We start from the raw sequence: 26,915 nt of genomic DNA on the forward strand, positions 1-26,915 counted from the left end.
GATAAATAATCACAGGGGTGGTTTTGTAACGCTTGCCTGTGGCTTCAGTTCTGCTCGGTCTCTGCCAGCGCGGACTCAAGCGTCGCCATCGCGTCGGCCGAGGAGGCTTCCTGCCCGACTGCGCGGTTCGCCTGCTGTGCGATCTTGCTGGACTGGTCGCTCCAGACGGCCGTCACCGGGCGCGGCATCGTGTTGTTACCAGCAACCTGCAGCGTGTCCATGTACCGGCCAACGACGGGCACGTTCTGGGCCTCGCTGGAGTTGAACAGTTCAGGCCGTGGCGGCAGCCATCCCTGGACGGACAGCAGCGTGAGCTGGAAGTCTGGCTGCATCGCTGCACGAATGACTTGCGTCACGGCATCTGTGTTCTCGCTGTTGGGGTTGACCGTCATGTGCCAGCCACCGAGCGCGGACGTGGAGCCACCCGTTCCAGGCTGTGCCGCCTCACCCTCAGGCACCGCGTACGGAATCGGCATCGCTCCGAGGTTTTCACCGAGCGTCGGGTCCTCGGTTTCCTCCGGGCTGCGGCCGCCAAGCGCCAGCGAGTAGGGCCAGTTCCGGTGGAAGACGGCGTTGCCGTTGACGAACGGTGCGCGAGCGTCTTCTTCCTTCCAGCCGAGGATTTCGGTCGGGGTGAAGCCGCCGCCGTAGCCCTCGAACTGGCCGCCGAAGTCCTCGTCGTGGACGAACTTCCGCATCATGTTCAACGCGTTGTGGACCTCGGTGTTGTTCACCGTGATCGGTCGCTCCCCGATCGGGCCAAAGAGGTTGTCGCGGCCGCCGAAGTACGCGCCGCCCCACGAGGACATGACCTCGTTGAACGTACAGCAGGAGGTTCCCTCGTAGATGTCCCACTGGGTCGTAAAGCCGTAATCGACGTCAGCGTTGTCGTAGGTGTCCGCCGCGATGTTCGACCACTCCTCCCACGTCATCGGCTCGGTCGCCCAGTTGTTGCTCTCGGGGCTGTAGCCGGCTTCCTCGACGAGGTCCTTGCGGTACTGCATCGTCGGGAAGTCCGGGAACACCGGCACGCCGAATAGGTTACCGTTTGCCGGATTCCGAGCCGTGTCCGTGAACGCCGAGAAGTAGTTGTCCGACACGTCCGAGAGGAGGTCCTCAGGGAGCGTTTCGGAGAGGTTCTGGAGCTGTCCCCGCTGGATGAAGATATTCGTCCAGCCGTTGTCCATCAGGAACATGTCCGGGTTCGTCTCCCCGGCCGAGAGCAGTCGGTTGTAGTTCGACCGGGCCGCACCGGTGTCCTGATCGCGCGGGACAAATTCGATTTCGATGGAGTCCGGCAGGCCGTTGTCGTGCAGTGCCTGCTTGATCGCGTCGCCGTTGTTCTGGACAGCCACCGGGTCGAAGCCCCACTGGACCGTCGTCGTCTCGCCGCTGCTACCGTCGCCAGTCGAACCACCGTCGCTGCCGTCACCACCGCCACCGCCACCGTCGCCGCCGCCGCCACCGACGAAGTCAGCACAGCCCGCTAGTCCACCGACAACACCTGCTGCTCCGGCGGCACGGACGAACCGTCGCCGGGAGACGCCTGTTGAGTTCCGCTTGTCGCTTGTGCCATTGTCCGACATATCTATTCTGAGCTATCCCGGACACACCTTAAAGGTTGTCCATAATTAACCACAGGTGTTGTTAATTACCGGCCTCACCACGACAATAGTGATATATTATTGACTACTCACTATCGTATAAATCTTTCAGTATATATACCAAGGGATAGGTCAAACAGCTGTTTGCCACACAGAATATCTCAAACGCGCAAACTGAGGGAGAGTTTACCTGTCTCGGGAAAGCCGCGTCTCGTTACTCGTACTCGACGTTCGTAATCGTAATCTCGGTGGCCTCGACTTCCTCGATGACAGCGCCCCAGCCGCCGACTTCGTACGTCCCATCGTCGGTGACCAGCGTCGCACTGATTCGGCCGGCCAGTTGTGCCAGTGGAACCGGGTCCTTCCGTCCGATGCTACTCCCGGTGTAGTCGATGTCGGTGACGCGCCCTGTCAACTCAACCGACTCTTTGGTTTCCGTGTCGTACCCCACAATGACGGCCTCGATAATCGCGTCCTCGTTCAACAGCGGTTCGATATCCCGGACGGCGTGGCGGAGGTCGACGTATGTCGTCGGGGTTTCCGGCGTCCGCTCAGTGTACAGTGTGTCCCAGATTTCCCACAGACAGGTCAAGAAGAACCAGTGGAAGACGTAAGTGTGGGTCCGGTCCTTGACGAGGACACCGTACTCGTTGACCGAGTCGTGGTGTGGTGCAAAGCACGTCCAGGTACGGTCGACCAACACGAAAAATGGGGCCGGAATCTCGCGATTCCGGGCCTCCGTACAGGTCCCTTCGATGTCGGCAAGCGGGGGCACTTCCTCACCAGCACCCGTGCAGATGCTGAGTTTGATATTCACGCCGCGGTCGTGGGCGGCAATGAGTTCCTCTCGAACCGCGTAGAACTGCTCCGGGTCCACGCCAACCTGAATCTGGTTTTCAGCCGCTTCGATGAGCTCTCGAGCCCGGCTGACGACCGTCTCGAATCGCTTGACGATACTGACCTCGTGGTCGGATATCTCTGGCTGGTTCCAGCGTTCTTCGATCGTCTCCGCTGCGTCGAGGTACTTGCTCGACCGGGACCGCAGGTCTTCAAGAACTACATCTGGGTTGCGGGCGCGGGCGGTCAGGCTGTCCTGCTGGAACGTCTCAATATATCCCTTCGTTTCCAGGTCCCGGAGCACGTCGTATATCCGCGGGTCCGGAACGTCACAGGAGTCAGCGATGTCAGTCGCCGATGCGGTCCCCAGCCCCAGCAACGCCACATAGGCCTCCGCCTGATACGGGGAGAGACCGGCATCTTCGAGGACATCGGTTAGTTCGCTGTCGTCCATGTGTGTACAGGGAAACTGAGAACGCAGTTAACGTGCATGGTTATCTATCGAAGTCCACGGTCAGTCCTTCCCCTCGACCGGCCACTGTGGCTGTTTCGGGGCCTCGATTCGGGCACATTCCTCGTCGGACAGGTCGACATCGAGAGCGCCGACGTTCTCCTCCAAGTGGTCCATCGTCCGCGGGCCGATTATCGGCGCGTCGACGACATCCTGATGGCAGAGCCACGCTAGGCTGACCTGTGCCGGCGTTGCGTCCTTCGCGTCAGCAATCGCCTGCACCTCGTCAAGGACCGCCCAGTTCTCGTCGCTGAACCGGTTTGCCGTGTATTCGTCTGTACTCGCCCGCCCTTCGGATAGGTCGTCGTCGCGGTCGTACTTCCCGGCGAGGAAGCCACCGGCCAGCGGTGACCACGGGATGACACCAATCCCTTCCATCTCGCAGACGGGCAGGAGATTCGCCTCCTCGTGACGGTCGACAGCGCTGTACTCCGGTTGCATCGAGACGAACCGCTCGTACCCCTCGATATCTGCGGTGTACAGCGCCTTCTGGAACTTCCAGTTCGCCATCGTGCTTGCGCCGATATACCGGACCAGTCCCTCGTCGACGAGATACGTCAGCGCATCCAGTGTCTCCTCAATGGGCGTATCCTCGTCCCACCGGTGGATCTGGTAGAGATCGAGATAGTCGACGCCGAGGCGGTCCAGCGTGGCGTGACACTGGTCGATGATGTGTTTCTTCGAGAGCCCACTCCCGTTCGGCCCGTCGTGCATATCGAAGTACACCTTCGATGCGAGGACCAGTTCGTCGCGACGAGCGGAGTCGACGGCCTCGCCAAGGATACGCTCGCTCTCGCCGTTCGAGTACGCGTTGGCCGTATCGAAGAAGTTGATACCCAGATCGAGCGCGCGTTCGAGTATCCGGCGGCTCTCAGCCTCGTCATTTAGCATCCAGGGCTCCGCGCTCCCGAAGTTCATCGTTCCGAGACAGAGTTCAGACACGTCGAGACCTGTCGACCCGAGCGTGGTGTATGTCACCGGTGAATCGCTCATGACACTTTGTACCACAGCTGTTGTTAAAGAATTTTGGGACTGGATACCGTTGTCCGAACATGAGCCGGGAGTCCGCACCGAAGGAATCTGACCCGATGGACGTACTCGAAACCCTCAGCGACGAGTCCTACACCGGACCGAACAGATGCTGGCCGTGTACGGTCTTGAACCTGGGGCTTGTCGGACTTCTTGCACTGTTCCTGCGTGCACGCAAACGCTCGTTACTGAGCCTACTGGTCGGCGTTGTCGGCGTCGCGGTGGTCTACCTTCGGGGGTATCTGGTTCCGTACACGCCAGAATTTGCTCCACGGCTGGTGGCGGCGTCACCGATCCCGGACGAGTGGTTCCATGGGGAGCCAGCACACGACGCGGCAACGCAGGAAGCTATGGCCCACGAGGAGCGTGACTCGCTGGCTGATGACGTTGAACTGGACGGCGAAACCATCCTCCGAGAGCTTTCGGCAGCTGGCGTCATCGAACTTGAGGGTGAACGGCTGTTTCCCGAAGCGACCGTCGACACTGTCTGGCACGACCGGATGGACGAACTGGCAGCGGAATCACTCGACGCTCTCTCGACGACACTGCAGGCGTCGCTGGAGCAGGTCGATCATGCGGAGCCGTATGTCGACGACGCGGAGTGGATCGTGCTTGGTTCCGAGCACAAACAGCTCCTGCCTCGTCCGGTCGTCGTCGCCGAGCTCGCAGCGTACGAGGTCCTTGGCGAGCGTCTCGACGACGAGCGGCTCAGAGTCGCCGGTGCGGAGGCCTTCCGGATGTTTCTTGATAGTTGCCCGGTCTGTGGCTCCGAACTGGTCGAGTCGTCGTCGGTGTCATGCTGTGGCGGCCATCTGGGCCCGCGTCAGGACCCAGACGAGACGCTCGTCTGTCCGACCTGCGAGCAACGACTCTACACCTTTGAAGTGGGCGACAACTGAAACGCACACGGAACAGCCGAGTCCGTATCAGGTCCGGTGTCCGAGGCGCTATTCGGGTTCGACCTATAGAGACGATGGACGGCAAAGGGCGGGAGAAACCCCGCCTGACCGCTGGTGCGTGCGGTCCCGCGGACAACCATGCTGTGTGACAGACGGTTGGCGTCGGCCGGGTTGGAATGGGGATGCTGGTGACCTGACGGGGTCGCCACCTGGCCCCGGATAGCAGGGAGAGTGGACCCAGCCAATAGATTAGTACAATGACTGTTGTAAATAGATTTTGGTGGGTGAAGAACACTGCCTATTAAATCCTCGCACACGGAGATGAAGGTATGAAGAATATCGACGACCTCGTCGACAGTGCGTCCGACTTGGCACAGCGTGGCCTCTCTAAGGGCGAGATTGCTGATGAACTCAACGTCTCCCGGGAGACAGCGAGTTGGCTTGTCGAACGCAGCGGCACCGGGACGGAACCGGACACGAGCGATGATGGCGGCCCCCACGACATCCACGTTGACTGGTCCGCCGTCGGCCGTGACAGCAACCGGCTGTACCACGCAGGAGCGGCGATGGCTGACCTGCTCTCGAAGAAAGGCGACGACGTGGACCTTACCATCGGCATCGAGAAGGCCGGCGCGCCGCTTGCGACGACCGTTGCGCGGGAACTGGAAACCGACCTCGGAACGTACGCCCCGACCAAACACCAGTGGGACGACGACGAGAGCGAAACCAGCGATGGCTCGTTCTCCCGAAACTTCGCGCAGATCCGGAACCGTGACTGCTACGTCGTTGACGACACGATTACGAGCGGCAAGACGATGGGGGAAACCATCGACGCGATCCACGAACAAGGCGGGAACCCCGTGGCCTGTGTTGTGCTGGCTGACAAGCGCGGCATCGGCGACATCCGCGGCGTCCCGGTGTACTCCCTGCTACAGGTCATCCGAGTCGGCAGCGACGGCGACTCGTAACGGTCCTGACGGACCGTTCCGAACCCGCGTTTCGCCGGGTTACCTCCGGATTATCTGAACCAGCGCGGCCCCACGAGAGACTATCCTTTTATTCGTGCCGTGCGTAATTCGCTGTATGACTGTACTATCGTTCGACGAACAGGGTGTCGATGTCGTTTACGAGGGGACGGAGTTCCGTCTCGAAAAGGCCCTTATCGAAGACGCCATCGAAAAGTCGTATCCAAACGTGACCGACCACGAGGTCCTACAGATGGTTGAGCCGGAACCGGCGCTGTCGGGAGAGCCACAGCGGATCGCCGAAATCGTGAACTGACGTGGAAACAATTCCTTTGAGGGATATAACCGTCGTGGGAAATTAATTTTTGCTGAGAACCTATATCCCGTTTGTAGGCGTTTAAGTCGGTGATTATGCGCTAATTAACCATCCGAACAGTAGGCATTTAAGCCGTCAGCGCACACTGGGAGATAATGTCAGACCCACGTATCGCCGGGGCCAGCGTGACACAGTTCGGGAAACACTCCGAGCGAACCGGCCGAGACCTGTTCGCCGAGGCCGGACTCGAAGCGCTATCGGAGGCCGGAATCGACCCGGAAGACGCTGAGGCACTCTATTACGGCAACTTCATGGGAGAGCTCGCGGAACATCAGGGCCATCAGGGCCCGCTGATGGCCGAGGCCATCGGACTGGACGTTCCGGCGACCCGTGTCGAAGCGGCCTGTGCATCCGCTGGTACAGCCGTTCGTGAAGCCGTCAAGACGATCCGGAACGGCGAAGCGGAGGTCGTCGTCGTCGGCGGCGCGGAACGGATGACCAACATCGGGACGGCAGCGGCGACAGACGCGCTCGCCATCGCCGCCGACGACCTCTACGAGGTCCGTGCCGGGATGACCTTCCCCGGTGCGTATGCGCTGATGGCCCGGTCGTACTTCGACCAGTATGGCGGCTCCCACGAGGACCTCGCTCACATCGCCGTCAAGAACCACGAGCACGCGCTGGTCAACGAACACGCCCAGATTCAGAAGGAAATCACGGTCGAGGACGCGATGGAGGCCCCGACGATTGCGTCCCCGCTGGGCCTGTATGACTCCTGTCCGATTACTGACGGGGCCGCGGCCGCTGTCCTGACGACGGAGTCCTACGCTGAGGAGCACGACTTAGACGCCCCAGTCGCCATTACTGGGACCGGCCAGGGTGGTGACAATCTCGCACTGCAGGACCGTCCGCATCTGGCACAGACACCCGCCGCCGACAAGGCTGCGGAGGAGGCCTACGGGGACGCCGGTGTCGGTCCCGACGACATCGACTTCGCCGAGGTCCATGACTGTTTCACTATCGCGGAAGTGTTCGCAATCGAGTCGCTTGGCTTCTACGAGCGTGGCGAGGGCATCGCCGCGGCGCGCAACGGCGAGACGACCCGCGACGGCGACCGCCCGATAAATCTCTCTGGCGGGCTGAAAGCAAAGGGTCACCCGGTCGGCGCGACCGGCGTTGCTCAGTTGGCGACGGTCGCCTGGCTCCTCGACGGGTCACACCCGCGGGCCAACGCCGTGCCGGACAGTACCGTCGGCGTCGCACACAACGCGGGCGGCACAGTCGCGTCTACGACTGTCCACGTCATGGAGGTGCAAGAATGACTGAATCCGCACAAGACGGCGAGTACGACGCGTGGCTCGACAGCATCGAATCGGGCGACGGGTACTACCTCGAATGTTCGAACGGTCACGGCTGGCTTCCGCCCCGGCGAGTGTGTCCGCGCTGTCACGACCAGGACCTCTCGGCGGTCGACTTGCCGGACTCCGGCGAAATCGCGAGCCACACGACGATCACGGTCCCGACGCCGCAGTTCGAGGACGACGCACCCTACGTCACCGCTATCGCTGACTTCGGACCGGTGTCGGTCACGGGCCTCGTCCGTGACGTGGACCCGGACGACGTTGCTATCGACGACGTGGTCGGCATCGATGTCGGCGAGCGCGTGACGACCGGCGAGAGAGCGGTCGTGTTCCGACCGCGCTAGGGCTCAGTTCTCGACTGTTACCGAAGTCACTCTGTCCCGGACCACATCAACGAACTCACCGGGGTGTTCGACGTGGGGCAGGAGTAGCGAATCACCGAACACAACGAGCATCGCGTCCGCCTGCTCGGCCATGTCGCGACCCTTCGACAGCGGCGTGATGTCGGCGTCCTCGCCCCAGACCATCGTCACGGGCACGTCGAGGCTGGCAAGTACCTCACCGAGATCATCCTCGGGGTCGAGGAAGCCCGAGACGAACGACGCTGGTGCAAAGCGCGCACCGGGCTGGTGGCCGCTTTGCCACTCATAGTCGACGACGTCCTCGGTGAGGTTATCCATGTCGTAGTAGCCGTGGTCGGCGTGGAAGTGCCGGATAGAAGGCTTTGAGACGGTGAGGTTGTAAATGGCCTCTCCGATGACTGGCGCGCGGAGCAGCGAGCGGAGCCAGACAGTACGGTTGCCCATCGAACTGTCCGTCGGACAGATGAGGATGAGTTCCTTCACGTCGACCGCCTGTGCCGCGCTGGCGGCGTAGGCCCCGGTCAGTGATGACGCGACGACGGTCGCGTCAGCCGTGTTGTCCTCGATAAAGTCCCGCACGAACGCCGTGTACAGCGAGGCCGAGTACAGCAGCGGTGGCCGGTCCGTATGCCCGAAGCCCGGCAGGTCCGGCGCAATGACGTGATAGTCCTCTGCGAGGGTGTCAAACACCGTATGGAACTCGTGACTACTGGCAGCGGCATTGATGCCGTGGAACAGCACGAGGTCCGGGTCCGACGGGTCGCCGGCTTCAGTGTACGCGATATCGAACCCACGCCAGCGGTACGTCCCCTGTTCCCCGTCGAGCATCGGTTCGAACGCGCCGGCCCGCGACTGCAGCACGCGGTTGGCAGCGGCTGTCGCGCCGACCGCACCAACGACTGCACCGAGCGCCTTGCGGAGTTTCATACTGATGACTTGGGACCCGGAGTATGTTATACATGCTGGACGAGCATCAGGTATCGATTGCCCGAGGGCTTGCTGAGTCCGGAGGGTGCTAGCCTCGCACTCAGGCCTCGTCGCGAGGCTCGTCGAGACACTCACGGAGCGGTTCGAGCACCTCATCGACGACCGTGTACGGGTCAGTGTGGCGCTCGATGACGGCGTCGACGTACTGTTCGATGCCGCCGCGGCGGTCGAGTTCGCCGACCAGTAGTTCGTTGGCGTCCTCCCGAAGCAAGGTTCGGATTTCGGCGGCGAATCGCTCTCGGGCCTGCCCCTCTCGGCGGCCGGTTCGGTCCAGATACGCGCCGTGGTTGGCCAGCGCGTCTAAGAAATCTTCGACGCCTTCGCCCCGATTGGCAACCGTCTCCACGATAGGGGGGTTCCATGTCTCCGGCTCGTCGCCCCCATCATCGGAATCGTCGGTGGACGCGTCTCCGTGGTCGCCGGCAAGTTCAGTCGCGCCGTGATGGCCGGAGTCCGGGCGGCCGCTCTGTCCCTGTAGCATTTCCCGGAGTTGCTGGACGGTCCGGTCGGCTCCATCGAGGTCGGCCTTGTTGACCACGAACACGTCACCGATTTCGAGGATGCCGGCCTTGAGCATCTGGACGTCGTCACCGCTGCCCGGCGGTACGAGCACGGCGACGGTGTCGGCGGTGCGGACGATGTCGACCTCGTTCTGGCCCGCGCCAACTGTCTCGACGATGATCTTGTCCTTGCCGAACGCGTCCAGCGCGGTCACGGCGTCGGTCGTCGCCGTCGACAGCCCACCGAGGGAGCCACGAGCAGACATCGACCGGAAGAACATATCCATATCGCCAGCGTTCGAGGCCATCCGTATCCGGTCGCCGAGCACTGCGCCGCCGGAGAACGGCGAGGACGGGTCGATAGCGATGACGCCGACAGTCTGGCCCTGCTCGCGGTAGGTCGCTGCGACCTTGTCGACCAGCGTGGACTTGCCCGCACCGGGACTACCGGTGACGCCGATGACGTCGGCCGTCCCGGTGTGCTGGTGGAGGTCGGAGATTATCTCCCGATACCCCGGCGAGCGGTTCTCTATCAGTGTGATGACTCTGGCGAGGGCGCTGTGCTTGCCCGCAAGCAGGTCAGCGACGAGGTCGCTCATCGCTCGGGCGCGTTCTCGTGGATGTAGTCAATCATCTCCTCCATGGACGCGCCCGGGCCGAATATCTCATCGACGCCCTGCCCGCGGAGTTCCGCCTGATCGTCATCCGGGACGATGCCCCCAACGAGGATGAGCCGATCATCGAACGCGTCGTACTCCTTTAGCCCGTCAAGAATTTTCGGGACGAGCGTGTTGTGTGCCCCCGAAAGGATGGAGATACCGACGACATCCACGTCCTCTTGCACAGCGGCCTGCACGACTTCGTCAGGCGCTCGGTGGAGCCCTGAGTAAATCACTTCAAAGCCAGCGTCACGGAGCGCCCGGGCGATGACGTGTGCGCCACGGTCGTGACCGTCGAGTCCAACTTTCGCCACCAGACACCTGATGGTCCGTTCCGTCTGCTCCTGCTCGACACTCATGCCAGTACGTACCGCGCGGTGTGTTTTCATTCTTGCCCTATTCATCATGATCTATGTTGGTCACGAACGTCCCTCTAAGAATGGTCCTTATTGACAGTTACCATTGCTGCTTGTGAGAAGCAGGCATCCCGACTAGTCGGTTTCTCATCGACTGTAACTCACAGAAGCCGGTTTGAAACGAGCAGAGCGGTCAACGGCAGGCGCACAGACCAGGAGTGACCTATTTCAGAGAACGACAATTCTAAGTTCGCTGCTAGCGGCGTTTCCACCAGTGCGAACAGTCGCCGTCATCCCCGCATACAATGAGTCGAACACCATCGAGTCGGTGATCGACGGAACGAGCCAATACGTCGATGAGGTCGTCGTCGTCGACGATGGGTCGTCAGACGACACCGCAGCCATCGCCCGGGAGCACGGCGCACACGTCGTCACGCACGTGTTCAACACCGGTGTTGGCGGGGCCGTCAGGACGGGGTACCAGTACGCAATCCGGCACGACTACGACTTCGTCGTGCAGGTCGACGCTGACGGCCAACACGACCCGGAGAAGATTCCAACCCTGCTGGACCACGCCGAGGACGCGGACATGGTCATCGGTAGCCGCTACCTGAACGAGAGCATCGACGACTACCCGCTCGTCAGGCGGCTGGGAATCACCTTCTTCACGACCGTCGTGCGGAAACTCGGCGGCATCGACATCACTGATGTAACGAGCGGCTTCCGCGTCTACCGCGTGTCAGCGCTGGAAAACATCCTCCACCGCTCGGACAACCACTGGGCGGTCGAACAGACGCTTGATGCGGCCCAGCGCGGCCAGCGGATCGAAGAGGTATCGATAGAGATGCCAATCCGTGACGAGGGCGAGTCACAGTTCAGCCTCGACACGCTCGTGCTCTACCCGCTCCGGATGACTGACACGGTATTTCGCGTCCTCCTCTTTCGCTAACTATGGTGTTTGGATTCGACTACTCACTGGTCAACCTCCTGTCGCTGGTCGTCGGGCTGGCGTTCCTCGCGAACGGGTTTATCATCGTCAGAAGCGAACGCGAGTCGCTGGAGTTGTTCGTGATGTCGCTGTTGCTCGGTACGGGACTCATTGTCGTCGCTATCGTCCCCAACGTGTTCGAGGTCGTGGCGCGGCTGCTGGGCTTGGAATTGAAAGCCCGGGCTATCCTTGTCATCTCGAACCTGACACTGTTCGTCGCGGTGACGTACCTTCTCAACCGCATCGGGCACATGTACGACCGACTGTCGCGGCTGAACGAGGAGCTGAGTCTCCTCCGGAGCGAACTGGAGGAACACCAGCTACAGACCGAGGACAAGCAGGATGAGTAGCCGTGCGGTACTATCGATAGATTTCGAGCTATTCACGCAGACGCCGGCGTACCGGAGCGCGTCAGGGACGACCGACCGCGACGGCGTCGGCCTTGACGGCGGCCGGTTTTTCAGGGAGACACTCGCAGAGTACGGCGCGACTTCAACCGCGTTCGTAGTGTCATCAGTCGCCCAGTCCCATCCCGATGCCGTGCGGGCGCTCGCTGACGCGGGTCTGGAAATCGCCTCGCACACGCACACCCATCAGTTGCTCTCGGACCTCGACAGCAAGGAGCGACGAGGGGAGTTGTCCCAGTCGAAAGACGTGCTGGAGCGAGTCACCAACGAGCGGGTCTCCGGGTTCCGAGCACCCGCCTTCGACATCACCGACGACCACTTCGGTCTGCTTTCCGACATCGGATACACGTACGACTCTAGCGTCGTCTCAAGCCGGTCGATTCCGGGGTGGTACGGCGGTGAATACGACCTCCACGAACCTGTCCCTGCGACAGCTGTACGCCCAGATGCGCCGGACAGCGTTACGGAATTCCCGGCAAGCGTCATGCCCGGCCTGCAGTTGCCTCTTACCGGGACCTGGCTCCGATTTTTCGGCCCTCGATACACGATTCTGGGTATGAAGCTGCTAGCCCGCCGGGGAATCACGCCGATGCTGTACGTCCATCCGTGGGAACTGGTGGACCTGCCAGCCGTCGAAGGGGTGCCGACGCGGGTGTACGTCAGGACAGGCGACTGGATGCGCCAGGCTGTCGAGCGGATTCTCCAGCAGGATTTCGAGTTCACGACCGTGCGGACCGTTCTGGAGGACGGTGAGACGGCCGCGACACAGCTACAGCGGGGCGAGACGCCGTGACGAGCCGGGCTCGTGATCTGGGGATCACGGTCGCCCAGTACGGCCTCGCCGTCGCGGCGCTTTCGTGGCTGCTCACGCAGTTCGATATCGCCAGTGCGATCGACCTACTCGTCGGCGTCGAAACCGAAACGGCACTCACAGTCGTCACTGTCAGCGTTCTCGGTATCTGTGGCCGAGCCTACACGTGGCACGCGGTGATGACCCCGCTCGCACCGGTTCGGTTCCGGACCGCCGCCGGGACGACGCTCATCGTGAACTTCGTCAATCAGTTGCTCCCGTCGCGGCTCTCGGGACGGCTGGCTGCGCCGTTCGTCCTCCGGAGCCAGACCGGGATGGCCTACAGCGACGCCGCGGCCGCCTCGGCGCTTCACACTGGAATCTTCGCGCTATACTACGGCGTCGCGGCGACCGCAGGGCTCGTGCTGGCGATTCCACTGCTCCGGGTCGAACTCCTTGTGCTGCTGGCGCTTGCGACGAGCCTCTACTTCGTGGCCGGTCTGACGGTACTGTTTGGCGGCCTCAACCTCGCCGATCTGGACCGGCTTATCGGCTTGCTGTCCGGCGTTGCGGTCCGGATTCCACGCGTCGGCGGGACGCTTGCGGCGCGGCTCGACGGCCTGCTCGAATTCACCGACAGCTCGACCACGACATTTCGATCACTGGCGAGCGAGCCGGCGGTGTGGCTCCGCTACGCGGTCGGCTGGGCCGTCGACCTCGTGCTTGCACCCGGCGTCCGCGTCGGCCTGTTGTTGGGAAGTTTCGGCGTCGCGTTCGAACCACTGGTCGCGTTACCGCTGTATCTGCTGGTCGCGTACACCGTGACGCTCCTGCCGCTGACACCCGGCGGCATCGGCGTTACCGAAGCGACGGCGACGGCAGTGTTCGTCGCGCTAGGTATCCCGGCGGAAGTCATCATCCCCATCATCTTCGTCGACCGGTTCCTGAGTATCTACCTGCCGTCGCTCGCGGGCTGGTATCCTTCTGTTCGGCTCGATGTCGCGTCACTGACGACGGAGTAGCAGGCCCGAGCCACGTCAAAGCGGACTCAGAACGGCGGATGACGGCTCGTGTCGCACTCGCCATCACGCTCCAGAATGAGAGTGTACTGGTTCGCTGCGAGTTCCTGCTCGTCGGCGAACTGGTCAGTATGCGGGATGACGCCGAGCCGGAGCAGGTCAGTGAACGAACCAGGCGTCGGTCGCTGGGGCACGAAGTTCGGTGGTCGCTCCCCGAACTCGGCAACGATTCGGTAGTTGGGCTCCTCGTTCAGAAGGCTCCGGAGGTAGGTAGCCTGTGCGTCACCGTTCCGGTAGTAGGTATCTTCTTTGAGGTATAGGAGGTCCCGATACCCGACCTGAATGTATCGTGGGCACGCCATCGCTTCCTCCGCCTCCGAGTCCTGGCCGGCGACGTGTCTGGCAGTCAGCGAGTGCGGGACAGCGGTGTCCTGAATGTGGACGCGATATGTCTCAACCACGTCGCCCTCTTCGCTGTTGTCTTCGAGCCATGCCGTCGCCTCGTCCCGGGGCATTGACGCGAACTGGGCCGTCCCGATACCGGCGTAGACGGCCGTCGTCACCAGCAAGATAGCCATCACCGGTCGCGCCAGAGACGACGAGCGCTCGCGGAGGTCCACCAGTCGCCCCCCGACGAGCAAAGCGATAAGCGGGAACGTCGGTATGAGGTGGTGTACTCGGAAATCGTGCCACTGGGAGAACATCGCGATGTAGGCTCCCAGTCCCGTCAAAACGAGGACAGTGCCGTGGAAGGCGGAATCGCGGTCGCGCAGCGTGGCGACAGTCGCCACGACGCTGGCGGCGGCCGCGGTAACCAGCGGCAGTCCCAGCGCGCTGAAGTAGCCCCGCAGGAACCACCACCACATTGGAGCGTCGGGACCAGTCGGATGACTCATCCGCGAGGTCGAGCCGCCGAACACGCGCTCGATGAACGGTTCGGCCCCCGCCACGAGCGCAGTGGGGAACCCGAGCACGATCATCGCGAACCCGAGCAAAGCGCCGCTTAGGAGGAGCTTCGGCCGGTACAGCGTCTCTGTCAGCGGCGCGTCAGCGGCATGGGCACGCAGCAGGAAGGCCACACCGATGAGCAGGATGACCGGCACAGCCGTCAGTTTGAACGCAATCGCGACCCCGCCAGCGGCGCTTGCCGTCAGGAACAGCGTCCCGTCGTCCGTCTGGACGTACCTGACGAGCAGATACAGCGCGAGGAGGACGAAGACCAGCGCCGGCATGTCCTCACCGGCTTCCTTCGAGATGGTGAGAAAGCCGAAGGTAAGCGAGAGCACGACGGCCGAGAGCCGGCCGGCGTTACGCCCCTCGATAGCAACACCGAGGCGGTAGGTGAGGTAGACGGTACAGAGCGCGGCTATGACGTTGGTCAGCCGGATGGAGACGAGACTCCAGGTCCATATCCACTCGGGCGTGGCTGCCCAGACCTCGTAGTGGCCGAACTCCCAGCTGGGGAAGGCGATAGTCGTGAACGCGCCTAACTCGCCGGTGAAAGCTGCGACGAGTACGACAGGGAGGATAGCCAGCGCATAGAGGTACAGCGTCGCACCGAAGGGGGCCCGACCCCACTCGATGCCGGCCTTGAGCCCCTCGAAAGTCGGTTCTTCGAGGACCGACCCGTAGACGACCATCGCGTCGAGCAAGCGGCTGTACTCGTCGCGGGTCGCGAAGTTCGGGATACGGTGCCAGAACCAGAACCCGACCAGCACAGTCGACAGGAGGAGAATGTAGCGGAGATAGGGGTCGTCCCGGAGGTCCGACCGTACCTGTTCGACAGCACGTCGGAGCAGTGACCGCCAGCCACTCATCGTGTCAGTGCTCCGGTGTGTGTGTTGAAAAGGCTGCCCTTCTCAGAAGTAGTCGGCATCGAACTCCCGGCGGAAGATGTAGTGATTGGCGTATCCCCGAACGTACTTGGCAAACAGCGAGAGGTACCCTTCGTCAGCCTCTCTACGCGCGGACGTGGCCACACAGGAGTCGGCGTCGTATACGATTCGGCCGTAGTCTTTCATCCGCAGTGAGAGTTCCGTGTCCTCCATGAACGGGATGTCCTCGTCGAAGCCGCCCGCGGCCTCGAAGGCGTCGGCCCGGAAGCTACAGTTGAAGCCCGGTTGCTGGACGAAGCCCAGCGGCCAGGACACCCGATACCAGTAGTCCGACAGCAGTTTGAACAGTACACGGTGCTTGAGGCTGTCTTCGAGTGGCCTCGCGGGGCCACCAACACCCACTACGCCATCGTCGGTGTAGTGCCTGAGATGCAGGCGAACCCAGTCCTCGGGGACCACCGTATCGGCATCGGTGAACAGCAGAATCGGCGCTGTCGCGGCCGCGGCTCCGCGGTTCCTAGCGATTCCCGCCCCGCCCTCGTCGCACCGGACGACGGTGTCGACGAAAGGGGTGTCGCGGGCTACCTGTTCCGTCCCGTCATCGCCGCCGACCACGACGATCAGTTCGACGGGCTGTGACTCGAAGGGAGCCAGACAGCGGGCCAGCGACTCCGCCTCGTTGTAGGCCGGGACGATAACTGCGGCGTCCATCTGATCCACGGCTACACCGTACAGACAGAAATACTATCTGATGATCCGGAGAGCGTGAGTCACGATCAGAAGTACACTCGTCTTCGACTCGCCGGCCGAGAGATCACCGCAGAAACGGCCGACAGCAGGCGGTGTTAGTTTCTTTCGGTCTGGCCGCTCCCGTCGGTCACCGGTGCGGGCTCGCCAGTCGCCGCTGTCGCGCGGTCAGCCTCGCCGGAGACAGCGAAGTTGAAGCTGCTGAGCAATTCCGAGAGGTCCTCAGCCTGGTCCGAGAGATGGACTACATCATCTGTCACACCCTCGATGGCCGCAGTCTGCTCTTGGGCCGCCGCGGCTGCGGTCTGCGCTCCCGCGCTCGTCCGCTCGGTCATTGCGTCGAACTCCTCGACCATTGCCACCACTTCCTCTGCGGAGGCGGCCTGTTCGTCGGTCGCGTCGTCAACGGACTGAATGCCGGTGTTGACCTCCTCGACGTGTTGGAGGATGTCTTCGAGAACGCTGATGGTCTCATCGACCGTCTCCAGACCGTTGTCGACGCGTTCATCCATTTCGTGAATTCCTTCGACGGCGTCGGTCGTCGATTCCTGAATCGTCTCGATGCGGTCCGCGATGCGCTGGGTCGCTTCGCCGGTCTCCTGAGCGAGGCCCTTGATTTCGTCGGCGACGACGGCGAAGCCCTCGCCAGCCTCGCCGGCGCGAGCAGCCTCGATAGAGGCGTTGAGCGCCAGCATGTTCGTCTGCTCGGCGATGTCTTCGATGACACTGACGATTTCGCCGACCTGCTCCATCTCGGTATCGAGCGATTCGACATCGTCGATGGTGGCATCGGCCTGTCGTTCGATCGCCTCCATCTCCGATTTCGCACCGGTCACGCGCTCGCTACCGACGGAACCAAGTTCGGACGCCTGGGCGGACTTCTTCGCTACTTCGTCGGTTGAGGACGCTATCTCTTCAATGGTCGCAGACAGATCAGTCATCTCGTCGGTGACATTCGTCACGTTGTCGTGTTGCTGGTCGGTGTTCGAAGCAATCTCATCGACGTTTTCGCTAACCTCCCGACTCGCGTTTCGCACCTCCTCTGCGCTGGCTCCGAGTTCGTCCGTCGAATCGTCGACCTGCCCGGCGAACTGCGTGACAGTCGTCAGCGTCTCCGAGAGCGTCTCCATCATGTCGTTGAACGCCGTCGCGATCTCAGTCATCGCCTCCGTTCGACTATCGGGGTCCATCCGCTGCGTGAAGTCTCCCTCAGCAGCCGCATGCATTGTTGTTCTGAAGGACTCGGCCTTCGTTCGGAGATGATTGTTTAGCTTCTCTGACTCCTGTTTCGCCTGCTCAGCTTCTCGCTGTGCCTCCTCAGCTTGCTGCTTGGCCGCCTCTGCCTGTTGACGTTGCTCTTCTGCGGCCTTGCGCTGTTCCTCCGCCTCAGCTCGCCGGTTCGAAGCCGTTCTGGTAGCCGTCTTGAGATCCTCGACAGTTGCGATGGTTCCTGTCGAGGAAATTGCGACAACACCGATGAGTACTGCTAACAAGGACGTACCCAGTGCATCCATGATTGCTCCCGCGATGCCGATCCATTCAAGGAACACAACGCCCGTCCAGAGGAACCCGAGCGCCGCAGCGAACGAGAAGTTCGCCCAAAACCCTGAGTCGAGTTCAGTTTCGCGGTACGTTTTCACGCCGAGAACGACCGTTGCGGCGTATGCGGTAACCGCGATGAAGTCCGCGAGGATTATGGGTGCACTCACTGTTCTGTCCTCCCGCCATCGGCGGCGACATCTGGACCATCTTCGAGAGCACTTTCCGGGCCGTCCCCGTTGCCATCGTCCGCCAGTACTTGCTTGCGGCGCACGTACGCTGCAAACAGGAACGCGAGTCCTGATCCCATCAGACCAAGGTAGTGCTCGGTGTAATTGAGTACTGTACCGAGAAACAGGTTCTCGACGTTGGTCACGACCGTTGCTAGAATCAGTAGCATGTAGCCGAGTACGAACAGCCGCGAACTCCGCCGGTAGTACAGTAGTACTGGTATGAGTCCGATAACGGCAATAATCGGGAGTACGGCTTTGTGTGGGTCAAGTGCGGCCAGCCCTGTTTGCATGCGACGATATCAGCTTCAGGGTGTGTTATATGTTACCGCCCAATTACAACGGTTGAAAACGACATAACTGTTGTTCGAATAGTGGACCAAAGATAGTGGTCGGCTACTTACGACGAGCGAGAGTTAGCCCGGTGGCAGCGGCGAGGACTGCGATGCCGGCGAGTGTCCCGAACAACACCGTCGCGTTCGCAAAGGCCAGTATCGACCCAGCGAGACCACCGCCGAGCGCGCCGACCCCGAACACGCCCAGATAGGTGAAGCCGTACGAGAGTCCGCGCGTGCCGGCGGGCGTGTACTCGGCGACGGCGGCCTGATACATCGGCTGGACGACGAACAGCGCGACGCCCAGAAGTGCACCCAGCACCGCCAGTGGACCGAAGCCCATCGCCGACACCGGAACGAACAGCACCGCGAGGACAGCGAGCACTAGGAACGAGCCGGCGATACCGTATTCGACGGGAATCCGGTCGCTCAGTTTGCCGCCGGCGTACTGTCCGAGGACGCCGATGAGCAGCAGGCCCGCGTAGAAGTAGTCCTGTGGCTTGAGTGTCTGGCCCGTCCCGGCCTCGATACCGAGCGCGGAGAGCACGCCGGGAGGCAACAGCGTCTCTATCGGGATTGGCTCGAAGCCCGGCAGGTCTCGTAGGAGTTCCGGAAGGAACGTGAGGACACCACGATAGTACAGTCCCGAGCACATGACGACGACGAACACCAGGATGAAGCTCCCGGCCAGCAGCTGCTTGCTCTCCGAGAGGAACTCCTCGAGCGAGTCGATACCGCTGCTGGCCTTTGACCCGCCGTCAGTCGCGGTCGTCACCGCCGCCGTCTCGTCGAAGCTCGCCTGCGAGGCATAGACGGCGGCGAACAACGCAGGGATACCCAAGACAAGCGCGACGGTCCGCCACTCAGCGACCAGCAGGAGAATCGCGGCGACGAGTGGGCCGAGGCCGATACCGAGGTTGCCGGCGACGCCGTGATAGGCCAGTCCGGTCCCGCGCTGTTCGACACCTTTGCTGATGAGCGAGAGCCCGGCTGGGTGGTAGACGCTGGCCGAGAGGCCCCAGAGGACAAGCGCCAGCGCGATGACGACCATACTTGGGGCCAGGCCAAGCAGAATGTACGAGCCGCCCATCCCCAGCAGACAGCCGGTGATGAGTCGGCGGGAGCCGATGCGGTCAACGACGATACCACCCGGGAGTGCCCCGGCCCCGAACAGGCCATAGCCCAGCGTTACGATGATGCCGACGGTCGCCGTCGTCACGTTGAACTGTGCGATACCGAGGTTGATGAGATCAAACTCCGTGAGCCAGATGACGACGAATATCGGGATCGCCATCTCGTAGGTGTGGACGAGCCCGTGTGCGAGCATGACCAGTGCGGTGATCGCTCGGTCGTTCGCGTTCACACTGTGGTTCGTGTCGGCCGCCGTCAAGTGTGTGACGGTTTCGCGCATTCATGCGTGCGCCTTTTTGTCCCCTCCCAAAAGCAGGGGTGGGTTTTTATGTCCGAACAGTATAGGCGGCAAGTGTGAGCAAAATCAAGGTGTCACTTCCGGACCAGGTGGACTCGGACATCCAGCGACTCGTCGAACAGGGCGAGTTCCTCAACCGCGACCAAGCAGTCGAAGACCTCCTGAAGCGAGGGATTTCGGCCTACAATACCACAACCGAAGAGACCGAGACTCTCGATGAAGAGATTTTCGACCAGACGGCCTCGGAACAGCAGGACCCGGCGATGCAGGACGACTTCCTCTAATCGCGGTTCTGTGAGAGTCGGCCGTCGTCCTCGGATGCCCGCTGTCCGGAGCCGTCGTTTTCCTGTCGCTGTTGTTTCATTTTTGCGCCGGGTTTCGGACCTCTGTCGACTGACTCGTAGGGCGTCTCTGCGATGCTCTCCGGGATGATGTACCATGCGAGACCACCGCCGACGACGGTTCCGACGACAAACGTTCCAGCGACAATCGGTAGTTCCGAACCCCCGTACAACGTCACAAGCCCCATCGAGACGCCGAAGAGGAGCGCGAATCCGACTTGCGTATATTTGAGAAATCGTTTCCGGTCGGCGTCTGTCATCGAGGGGCCGACCATTAGCGACACCCGGTACAGATTGGCTGTGTCCGGACGCTCATCAGTAGAAGCCCCGCTCTACGTCTTCTTCGATAACGTCCTCGAACTCCGCGTCAAGTAGTTCCTCCGCTTCTTCGAATGTCTCGGTGAGTTCAGTCATCTGGTCTGGCCGGTCGTGGTGATCAAACTCCATCGGGCCGTAGGCAGGGGAGTCCATCGCGTCCATCATGTCCTCCAGCAGCGCTTGCGGTGACGTCGGTGCGTCCGCATGCGTTTCGAGGACCGTTTCGAGGTTCTTGGCCTTCTCTTTGGCGTCGTCCTCGTCTTCCGGCCCCTGCTGGACACCGAAAATTCCGGACCCGTCGTTCGGAAACAGCGGGTCGATGTCGTCGTCGATTCGGCGGGCCACCTGCGACCCGACGCCCTGGACCTCGAAGGGGTTCTTCGCGTAGGTCTTGAGTTGGTAGACACCAGCGTCGGGGTGACCGAAGTAGATATCCTCGCCGATTCCGTTCGCGCGGTCGCCCCCGACGGCACGCCAGTCCCCCGGATTGGCATTGCTCTCCATCACGTCTTCGAGAATGTCCTGCCAGTCACGAACGCGCATTGTCAGTTCCTTGTTCGGACTGAGTCAGAATGAACCCATCGGTCCCGACTGCTGCCCGGGAGATGGAGAAATGTCGTATATACTGGCTGAGTGTCCTCACGACTGCGGCCGCTGTCGACAACCATACCGGGGATTGATTATCTTTCACGCCAGTTTCTATGATAACAGCTCGGGGTGTCGCGGTACGGGCGCACGTTACGAGGGGCGACAAGTGGGTACAGCATCCGATACCGACCATGGCGGTGTTGACTGGCGGCAGCTACTACTGGTAAGTCTCTGCCTCGTCGGGCTAATTGTCGCTGCGTTTCTGGCCCCACCACCGGTTACTGAGAGCGGGGTCGACAACAGTGGGGGCAGTGACGGGAGCCGCGGGTCTGAACCACTCACGCAGACACCAACCGATACACGAGAACAGCGTCGCGACGGTGGCGGGAGCACCAACGTCACAGGCGACACAGAGCCGATTCCGCTTCCCGGCGAGACTACCCCGCCCACTGCGGACGGCTGTGGTGTCCTCATTGAATCGACGCCAAAAGCCGGGCATCCCCTCACAGTCCTGGTGTATCAAGATCTTGAACCAGCGGCCGCGACCCGTGTCTGGTTCAATGACCGATATGTCGGTCGGACTGACCAGAGCGGGCAGGTGACCGGACAGGTGCCCTACCAGCGCGAACTGAACGTAACGGTCGAATCGCCGGGCGTAGAGTCATGTCAGTTCTACCGTCGGCCGGACGAGGGATCGGGGACTGAAACGGCTGACCGTCTCGCGAGAGAGAATATGTGGCTATCTGGCGAGGGTGATTCGACTGCTACGCGCCAGCAGACAGCGGCCGACAATAACACCGGTCAGTACCGTGTCGCCGGGAACGTCAGCGTGACACTGCTTGGCGAACCGTACCCCGGGTCGACTGTCCCGCTCGTCGCAACGGTCGACGGCGTCCCGGTACGAAACGCGACCGTGAGCCACGACGGCGATATTGTCGGCCGAGCTGACACCACCGGCCAGTCTCAACTGACAGTCCCAGATAGCGATACCACTGCAGTAACTGTGTCCCGCGGCGAGTTCGAGGGTACCGCACGCGTCGACGTACTGAACTTACACGTCCGCGTCGTGCCAGCGAAGACCCTCCCAGTACCGAGTAATAGCGCCGCGGTTAACGCCACAATAAACGGCAAGGCAGTCACGAACGCAACTGTCACGCTCGGCGACCAGCGCCGCGGGACAACTGGCGCTGACGGCACCGTTGCTGTCTCACTCCCGGCAAATCCCTCGCTTACCGTTACAGCGGCAACAGACAGACAGACAGCGAGAACGACGCTCTGGGACGCGTATATCGGGACCGTTGTGGTGAGTTCGATGCTGCTGGTGGTAACTGTGGTGACTATCGCTATCGCCGCATTGCTGTACACTCCCAGGGTCGCACGCGGCGTCGGTGTGCTCTGGGCTATCTTTGATTCGCTGTTTTTCATCGGCGTGCTCTGGGAACGCGATGGACTGGTCATCGCGCTCACAGTCGTGGGCGTCGCCGCGCTGTACCACTATCGATCGGATGCGATCTCGGGCGGGCAGGCGGTCGCACATGCTGCCAGGAACGGCAGTAAAAGGGTTGCTGGCCTCGTCGCCCGTGTCGTTCAGTTGACCCGGCGAACAGCACTCTGGCTCGTCGGCTGTATCGAAGCCATGTTGCGCATTGGCCAACGACTGGCTATCCGTCTGGCCGCATGGCTCACGTCGCTGCCGCTGACGGTGACAGGACTGTCCCGTCGCTTCAGGCAGTGGCTCCGGTTGGCCGGGTATCGAGCCATCACTGTGGTCAGGGCTGAAACTACGCCGCGCAGGATTGTAACGCTCGGATTCTCGTGTGTCGGCGTGATACTGAGCTATGTTCGCTGGGGCGCGGCCGGTGCCGTCGTGGCTGGGGCCGGGGTGGCACTGAGTGCGGTCAGTGTCTACATCTCTGGCCGGACCGACGATACGGACCGCCAGACTGAGGCGTCTCGTCCCGGACCAAGCGAGTCGGGTACCGACTCGTCAGACGGCGACGAGTCGGCGCTCCCGTCGCTTCGGGACATCTGGCGTGCGTTCGCTAGGCACGTCGTCCCCGGGCACTGGCGGACGCGGACGCCCGGCGAGGTGTCCCGGGCCGCAATCGACAGCGGCCTCCCGAGGGCCCCCGTCGAAGCACTGACAGAGGCGTTCCGGGATGTCGAATACGGCGGCTATTCGAGCGATAACCGCCGTGAGCAGGCCCGTAACGCGTACGATGCGCTGGTGAGTGCGAGTGACGAGCAGGAGGACACAGAATGAATCGTCGTCACGTCGGGCTGGGAATCGCCGTGCTGTGTGGCATGTTACTCGTGGCTGCCGGCGCGGTTATCGGACTGATAGGGACGCCAGAACCCGCGGCTTCCGGACCGGGTGCGGCGGGTGTCCTCGTCCTCCTCGTCTGCGTGCTCGTGGCCGTCTGGAAGCTCTTGCGGACGCCCGACAACCCCACGATATCACCGTCACCGTGGGCTGATGACGACGGGTTCACCAGAGAGTATCTGGAGACGACACCGACAGATGACGCTGTCTCCGGAACCGAACTCGCAGAACGCGTTGAAGCGGCGGTTGCGAAGGCCCGCGACGATGGGTCGGTCGACGAGAGCCTTGACCCTGTCCGGGAACCACTTCGGGCGACGCTCACGGAGGCACTGGTTCAGGGAGGTCACGACCCCGACACGGTAAAAGCGCAGCTAGCCGCGGGGACCTGGACGGACGACCCGGTTGCCGCCGCGGTACTGGACGAATCCGTCACGCCGCCGGACCGGCCGTTTCGCGCGCGCCTCCGGGCTTGGCTGTTTCCGGAAAAGGCCGTCCGAAAGCGGTGTGGGCGAGCAATGGCGGCAGTCAGCGTTGCGGCCGATGATGCGTTGCCGGCAGTGGTCGGCCAGCGAGCGCCGCGTCCGATGCCAGTCGTCGCCCCAGCAGTCGCCGACCTGCAGCGGGCGGCTGATGGGAGCCTCCAGCGGGCCGTCGACGGGTCGATTCCCGAGCGGGAAGACATCGGGGCTAGCGCAGACGGCGCGTCAGAAGATGCCCGCGTCGACGGAGCCGGCACTGGGGACGGAACTGGCGCGGACGACGCGACCAGCGGTGACCCGGAAACTGGCGGGACAGCACCGGTCGACGATAGCGGAGCGGATACCACAGCGACAGACAGGGCCGACTGGGGCGACGTGACGGAGGGGAGAAACTGATGGGGCGACGAGCCACGCGGTGGCGCGGCGCAATCGTCGCCGCGCTGGCACTCGCCGGAGCGGGCATCTGGGAGGGGAGCGGGACACTGCTGCTGGCCGCTGCACTCCCGCTCTCGTATCTGGCCTACGGAGTCCTGTCGACTGCTGCTGTCCCGGCAGACCTCGTCGTATCGCGGGCGGTTGACCCGACGCCAGCGCCGCCGGGGCACCCTGTCGAAGTCCAGTTGACGGTGACAAACAGCGGCCAGCAGACGCTGTCGGACATCCGGGTCGTCGACGGCGTTCCGACTGACCTCGCAGTGCTGGACGGGTCGCCCCGCGGTGGCGAGACACTTGCTGCCGGCGAATCAGTCACGCTCGAATACACCCTCATCGCCCGCCGGGGCGAACACGACTTCGACGAGCCACGGCTCCGCGTCCGGGGAACGGGTGCCGGCGAAGTCGCGACTGCGACACGACACCCCGAGGGCGATGACAGGCTGGTGTGTCAGTTGGACGCTCGGGCGCCGCCGCTGTCCGACCAGGGAACCGACCGCGTGGGCCAACTCACGGCCGACGCCCCCGGCGATGGCTTCACCTTTCACTCGACGCGGGAGTATCAGCGCGGTGACCCGGCCGGCCGCATCGACTGGCGCGGCTACGCGAAGCGAGGAGAGCTGTCGACGGTCAACTACGAGCAGTGGGTGTCAACGACGGTCGTGTTCGTCGTCGACGCCCGTTCGCCAGCGCGGGTGACCGCCGGGCCCGGTCGCCCGACTGCGGTCGAACTCGGCGCGTACGCGACTACACACGCACTGACCTCGCTGCTGGATTCCGGCCACGAAGTCGGGCTGGCAATCGTCGGCATCGACGGCGACGGTCCAGCGGGACTGACCTGGCTCCAGCCAGGTGACGGACCCAACCAGCGGTCGCTGGCTGTCGAACAGCTACGAGCCGCTGCCGATGCTGCCGAGAGCGACCCGGTTGGTGGGCCAGCAGACGAGGCCGACACACAGCGGCAGTTCCGGAAAGTTATGGAGATGGCCGGACCCCGCTGCCAGCTGGTGCTCGTCTCGCCGTTGCTCGACGACGCGCCGGTCACTGCAATGGCGTCGTGGGCAGCGTTCGACTGCCAGCGAGCCGTGCTCTCGACGGACGTAACCGCGGCGAGCACCGTCAGCGGACAGTACGACCACGTCCGCCGTCGGACCCGTCTGGCGCGGTGTCAGGCGTCCGGGGCCCGGACAATCGACTGGCGACGTGGGACACCGCTGCCGCTCATCCTCGACTACGCCTTCGCCGTCGCGGCGCGCCAGCCGAATGGCAGCGCCCAGCCAGGAGGCGGAGCCTAAATGATTGCCGGGCCGCGACTCGACACACCATCGGCCGTCGGCGACGAGGGGCGACCGCGGGCGACCAGTCTGACTATCGCCGCGCTCATAGTCGCTGCGTCCGCCCTGGCGACAGGCGTTCTATTCGGCGACCCACAACTGTTCAGTGGTATCGCACTCCTCGCCGGCATTGCCGTGGCGGGACTGACGCTGCTGGACCGAGACGGACTGGGACCGACGGTCATTGGTCACTTCTGTTTCCTGCCGGCGGCGACCGGCCTCATCGCCTCGGTCGGGCAGGTAGCAGCCGCCCCGCTTCTTGGGTTCGGTGTTGCCGTCGCAATGGTCGGCGTCGCGACTGCCTGGACCAATGTGCTCGATAGAGAGGCAGTGTCAGCAGCGACAGTGAGCAGCGCCGTTTCGTATCTGTTCGCAGTGGTCGGCCTCGTCGTTGGCACGGTCGTAGTCGTGCTCGCGTTGTTTTGCTGGGAACTGGTGAGCGCTGTCGCTGGCGGGACATCACCGATGGCCGCCACGGTCTGTCTTGGTGTCCTCGGCGTCGCCGCGTCGGGCTGCCTGTATTTTGCCGTGGCACAGCTCCCACTCGTGCAGTTGACAGCGCGGAGCCGCCGAGACGCGATGGCGACCAGATTGAAACGGGGGACCCGGTCACTCAAACTGGTCGCAATCGGTTCAGTATCGTTCACTGTGGTCGCCCCGCTGGCGCTACTGTTTACGCCGTTTGGTCAGCTCGTCGCGTCCCCACCGTTCAGTCTCGGTATCCGAGTGCTGTCGTCGTGGGTCGTTCTCGCGCCGCTTCTGGCAGTCACAGTCGGCGCGCTGGTTGCTGGTAGCGGTGTGATTGTCATCCGAAAGTTCACAACTGAGTTCAACGCCGCCTCGGTGCGGACTGTCGGGGCCGCCATCGCGGCAGTTGGCTATCTGGTGTTGGTAGCCCTGTTCCTCCTGCGAACCGGGATCTTCGGGTTCGCCTCGCTCCCAGCGGTGTTCTTTGGTGCCCTCCTGCTGCCACTGGTGGTGTATCTGCTGCTTGTGCTCGTCATCGGCGCGCTCATCTTTGGCCTGTTGCCAGCACGTGCCGGCCCCGCGGCACTGACCGCTTCGGGACTCATCTGTGCGAGCATCGGTGCGGCACAGGCCGACCTTCCCACGCTACTGGTGTTTGCTGGTGTCGTCAGCGGCCTCGTCGCCTGGGACGTTGGCACATTCGGTCTGGGATTGACGGCAGAACTGGGGCATCGTCCGGAAACGCGACGGCTGGAGCTGTATCACAGCGTGTTCGCCGTCGGCGTCGGACTTCTCGGCATCGCCGCCGTCGGCATTGTCGATGCAGCGCGCCACGCTGTCGGTTCCGCAGTCGGATCGCCGGAGACAATGGCACTCGCCGCGGTCGGTGTGTTACTGCTGCTTGCCCCACTTCGTGGCTAAGAGACG

Annotated in this window: 27 protein-coding genes; 14 read left to right on the top strand and 13 right to left on the bottom strand. The window is 62.7% G+C overall.

The window, feature by feature from the left end; translation table 11 throughout:
• Nucleotides 1-44 precede the first annotated feature (44 nt).
• From ACODNH_RS18230 to ACODNH_RS18240, 3 genes are all read right to left on the bottom strand, one after another.
• Nucleotides 45-1,586, bottom strand: coding sequence for an extracellular solute-binding protein (locus tag ACODNH_RS18230; protein ID WP_434530732.1), 1,542 nt, complete (start codon nt 1,584-1,586; stop codon nt 45-47).
• Nucleotides 1,587-1,818: 232 nt separating this feature from the next.
• Entirely contained in the window at nt 1,819-2,895 is a 1,077-nt protein-coding gene (locus ACODNH_RS18235) for a TrmB family transcriptional regulator (RefSeq protein WP_306706733.1), read from the bottom strand.
• A gap of 60 nt (nt 2,896-2,955) precedes the next feature.
• The gene (locus ACODNH_RS18240) at nt 2,956-3,945 is read right to left on the bottom strand and encodes an aldo/keto reductase (RefSeq protein WP_306706735.1); all 990 of its coding nucleotides are present in this window, start codon (nt 3,943-3,945) and stop codon (nt 2,956-2,958) included.
• A 59-nt stretch (nt 3,946-4,004) separates the two neighbouring features.
• Here ACODNH_RS18240 and ACODNH_RS18245 point away from each other — a divergent pair, with 59 nt between their 5' ends.
• The 5 genes from ACODNH_RS18245 to ACODNH_RS18265 all read left to right on the top strand — a co-directional run bounded on the left by ACODNH_RS18245 (nt 4,005) and on the right by ACODNH_RS18265 (nt 7,866).
• Nucleotides 4,005-4,880 carry a hypothetical protein gene (locus ACODNH_RS18245; RefSeq protein WP_306706737.1) on the top strand — a complete coding sequence of 292 codons (876 nt, stop codon included), beginning with the start codon at nt 4,005-4,007 and terminating at the stop codon, nt 4,878-4,880.
• Nucleotides 4,881-5,209: 329 nt separating this feature from the next.
• Nucleotides 5,210-5,848, top strand: a complete 639-nt coding sequence (gfcR, locus tag ACODNH_RS18250) for a transcriptional regulator GfcR (RefSeq protein ID WP_004961276.1) — start codon at nt 5,210-5,212, stop codon at nt 5,846-5,848.
• Nucleotides 5,849-5,963: 115 nt separating this feature from the next.
• Entirely contained in the window at nt 5,964-6,161 is a 198-nt protein-coding gene (locus ACODNH_RS18255; RefSeq protein WP_306706739.1) for a DUF5800 family protein, read from the top strand.
• Nucleotides 6,162-6,316: 155 nt separating this feature from the next.
• A complete protein-coding gene (locus tag ACODNH_RS18260) occupies nt 6,317-7,483 on the top strand; it encodes a thiolase domain-containing protein (protein ID WP_434530733.1) in 1,167 nt (388 codons plus the stop codon).
• Nucleotides 7,480-7,866: a Zn-ribbon domain-containing OB-fold protein gene (locus ACODNH_RS18265; RefSeq protein ID WP_434530734.1), complete on the top strand. Its 387-nt coding sequence runs from the start codon at nt 7,480-7,482 to the stop codon at nt 7,864-7,866. The genes ACODNH_RS18260 and ACODNH_RS18265 overlap by 4 nt, the downstream gene beginning before the upstream one ends.
• Nucleotides 7,867-7,869: 3 nt before the next feature.
• On the opposite strand, the gene ACODNH_RS18270 is transcribed toward ACODNH_RS18265, so the two are convergent.
• From ACODNH_RS18270 to ACODNH_RS18280, 3 genes are all read right to left on the bottom strand, one after another.
• On the bottom strand, nt 7,870-8,811 hold the full coding sequence (locus ACODNH_RS18270) for an alpha/beta fold hydrolase (protein ID WP_306706746.1): 942 nt from the start codon (nt 8,809-8,811) through the stop codon (nt 7,870-7,872).
• A 100-nt stretch (nt 8,812-8,911) separates the two neighbouring features.
• On the bottom strand, nt 8,912-9,970 hold the full coding sequence (meaB, locus tag ACODNH_RS18275) for a methylmalonyl Co-A mutase-associated GTPase MeaB (RefSeq protein ID WP_434530735.1): 1,059 nt from the start codon (nt 9,968-9,970) through the stop codon (nt 8,912-8,914).
• Nucleotides 9,967-10,389 (bottom strand): cobalamin B12-binding domain-containing protein, encoded by a 423-nt coding sequence (locus tag ACODNH_RS18280; RefSeq protein WP_434530736.1) that lies wholly within the window; start codon nt 10,387-10,389, stop codon nt 9,967-9,969. Before ACODNH_RS18280 ends, meaB begins: the two co-directional genes overlap by 4 nt.
• Nucleotides 10,390-10,660: 271 nt before the next feature.
• On the opposite strand from ACODNH_RS18280, the gene ACODNH_RS18285 reads away from it, so the two are divergent.
• The 4 genes from ACODNH_RS18285 to ACODNH_RS18300 are packed head-to-tail and all read left to right on the top strand — an operon-like array spanning nt 10,661 to nt 13,593.
• Nucleotides 10,661-11,335, top strand: a complete 675-nt coding sequence (locus ACODNH_RS18285) for a glycosyltransferase family 2 protein (protein WP_434530737.1) — start codon at nt 10,661-10,663, stop codon at nt 11,333-11,335.
• Between the two features lie 2 nt (nt 11,336-11,337).
• Nucleotides 11,338-11,724 (top strand): DUF2304 domain-containing protein, encoded by a 387-nt coding sequence (locus ACODNH_RS18290; RefSeq protein WP_434530738.1) that lies wholly within the window; start codon nt 11,338-11,340, stop codon nt 11,722-11,724.
• The gene (locus ACODNH_RS18295) at nt 11,717-12,574 is read left to right on the top strand and encodes a polysaccharide deacetylase family protein (RefSeq protein WP_434530739.1); all 858 of its coding nucleotides are present in this window, start codon (nt 11,717-11,719) and stop codon (nt 12,572-12,574) included. Before ACODNH_RS18290 ends, ACODNH_RS18295 begins: the two co-directional genes overlap by 8 nt.
• Nucleotides 12,571-13,593, top strand: a complete 1,023-nt coding sequence (locus ACODNH_RS18300; RefSeq protein WP_434530740.1) for a lysylphosphatidylglycerol synthase transmembrane domain-containing protein — start codon at nt 12,571-12,573, stop codon at nt 13,591-13,593. The genes ACODNH_RS18295 and ACODNH_RS18300 overlap by 4 nt, the downstream gene beginning before the upstream one ends.
• A 26-nt stretch (nt 13,594-13,619) precedes the next feature.
• Here the strand turns inward: ACODNH_RS18300 and ACODNH_RS18305 are convergent, their stop codons facing one another.
• The 5 genes from ACODNH_RS18305 to ACODNH_RS18325 all read right to left on the bottom strand — a co-directional run bounded on the left by ACODNH_RS18305 (nt 13,620) and on the right by ACODNH_RS18325 (nt 19,687).
• Nucleotides 13,620-15,407 (bottom strand): ArnT family glycosyltransferase, encoded by a 1,788-nt coding sequence (locus ACODNH_RS18305; RefSeq protein ID WP_434530741.1) that lies wholly within the window; start codon nt 15,405-15,407, stop codon nt 13,620-13,622.
• 42 nt (nt 15,408-15,449) lie between these two features.
• Nucleotides 15,450-16,136, bottom strand: a complete 687-nt coding sequence (locus ACODNH_RS18310; protein WP_306706761.1) for a glycosyltransferase — start codon at nt 16,134-16,136, stop codon at nt 15,450-15,452.
• A 134-nt stretch (nt 16,137-16,270) separates the two neighbouring features.
• Entirely contained in the window at nt 16,271-17,881 is a 1,611-nt protein-coding gene (locus tag ACODNH_RS18315; RefSeq protein ID WP_434530742.1) for a methyl-accepting chemotaxis protein, read from the bottom strand.
• Complete coding sequence (locus ACODNH_RS18320; RefSeq protein ID WP_306706766.1) at nt 17,878-18,234, bottom strand: hypothetical protein; 357 nt, start codon at nt 18,232-18,234, stop codon at nt 17,878-17,880. The genes ACODNH_RS18315 and ACODNH_RS18320 overlap by 4 nt, the downstream gene beginning before the upstream one ends.
• A gap of 103 nt (nt 18,235-18,337) precedes the next feature.
• The gene (locus ACODNH_RS18325) at nt 18,338-19,687 is read right to left on the bottom strand and encodes an MFS transporter (RefSeq protein ID WP_306706768.1); all 1,350 of its coding nucleotides are present in this window, start codon (nt 19,685-19,687) and stop codon (nt 18,338-18,340) included.
• Between the two features lie 74 nt (nt 19,688-19,761).
• Here ACODNH_RS18325 and ACODNH_RS18330 point away from each other — a divergent pair, with 74 nt between their 5' ends.
• The gene (locus tag ACODNH_RS18330; RefSeq protein WP_004518043.1) at nt 19,762-19,989 is read left to right on the top strand and encodes a ribbon-helix-helix domain-containing protein; all 228 of its coding nucleotides are present in this window, start codon (nt 19,762-19,764) and stop codon (nt 19,987-19,989) included.
• Here ACODNH_RS18330 and ACODNH_RS18335 read toward each other — a convergent pair.
• Together ACODNH_RS18335 and ACODNH_RS18340 are read right to left on the bottom strand one after the other, a co-directional pair.
• The gene (locus tag ACODNH_RS18335) at nt 19,986-20,306 is read right to left on the bottom strand and encodes a hypothetical protein (protein WP_306706771.1); all 321 of its coding nucleotides are present in this window, start codon (nt 20,304-20,306) and stop codon (nt 19,986-19,988) included. The two genes, ACODNH_RS18330 and ACODNH_RS18335, sit on opposite strands and share 4 nt — an antisense overlap.
• Before the next feature lie 55 nt (nt 20,307-20,361).
• A complete protein-coding gene (locus tag ACODNH_RS18340) occupies nt 20,362-20,907 on the bottom strand; it encodes a hypothetical protein (RefSeq protein WP_004518045.1) in 546 nt (181 codons plus the stop codon).
• 211 nt (nt 20,908-21,118) lie between these two features.
• Between ACODNH_RS18340 and ACODNH_RS18345 the strand changes: the two genes are divergently transcribed.
• From ACODNH_RS18345 to ACODNH_RS18360, 4 genes are read left to right on the top strand one after another with little or no spacing between them, the layout of a single operon-like run.
• On the top strand, nt 21,119-23,215 hold the full coding sequence (locus ACODNH_RS18345) for a DUF4129 domain-containing protein (protein WP_434530743.1): 2,097 nt from the start codon (nt 21,119-21,121) through the stop codon (nt 23,213-23,215).
• Nucleotides 23,212-24,150, top strand: a complete 939-nt coding sequence (locus tag ACODNH_RS18350) for a DUF7269 family protein (RefSeq protein ID WP_306706775.1) — start codon at nt 23,212-23,214, stop codon at nt 24,148-24,150. Before ACODNH_RS18345 ends, ACODNH_RS18350 begins: the two co-directional genes overlap by 4 nt.
• Nucleotides 24,150-25,481, top strand: coding sequence for a DUF58 domain-containing protein (locus tag ACODNH_RS18355; RefSeq protein ID WP_434530744.1), 1,332 nt, complete (start codon nt 24,150-24,152; stop codon nt 25,479-25,481). The genes ACODNH_RS18350 and ACODNH_RS18355 overlap by 1 nt, the downstream gene beginning before the upstream one ends.
• Nucleotides 25,482-26,909 (top strand): DUF7519 family protein, encoded by a 1,428-nt coding sequence (locus tag ACODNH_RS18360; protein ID WP_306706779.1) that lies wholly within the window; start codon nt 25,482-25,484, stop codon nt 26,907-26,909.
• The last annotated feature ends 6 nt before the right edge of the window (nt 26,910-26,915 follow it).

The sequence above is a fragment of the Haloarcula sp. NS06 genome (assembly GCF_051122755.1).
Lineage (GTDB): Archaea > Halobacteriota > Halobacteria > Halobacteriales > Haloarculaceae > Haloarcula.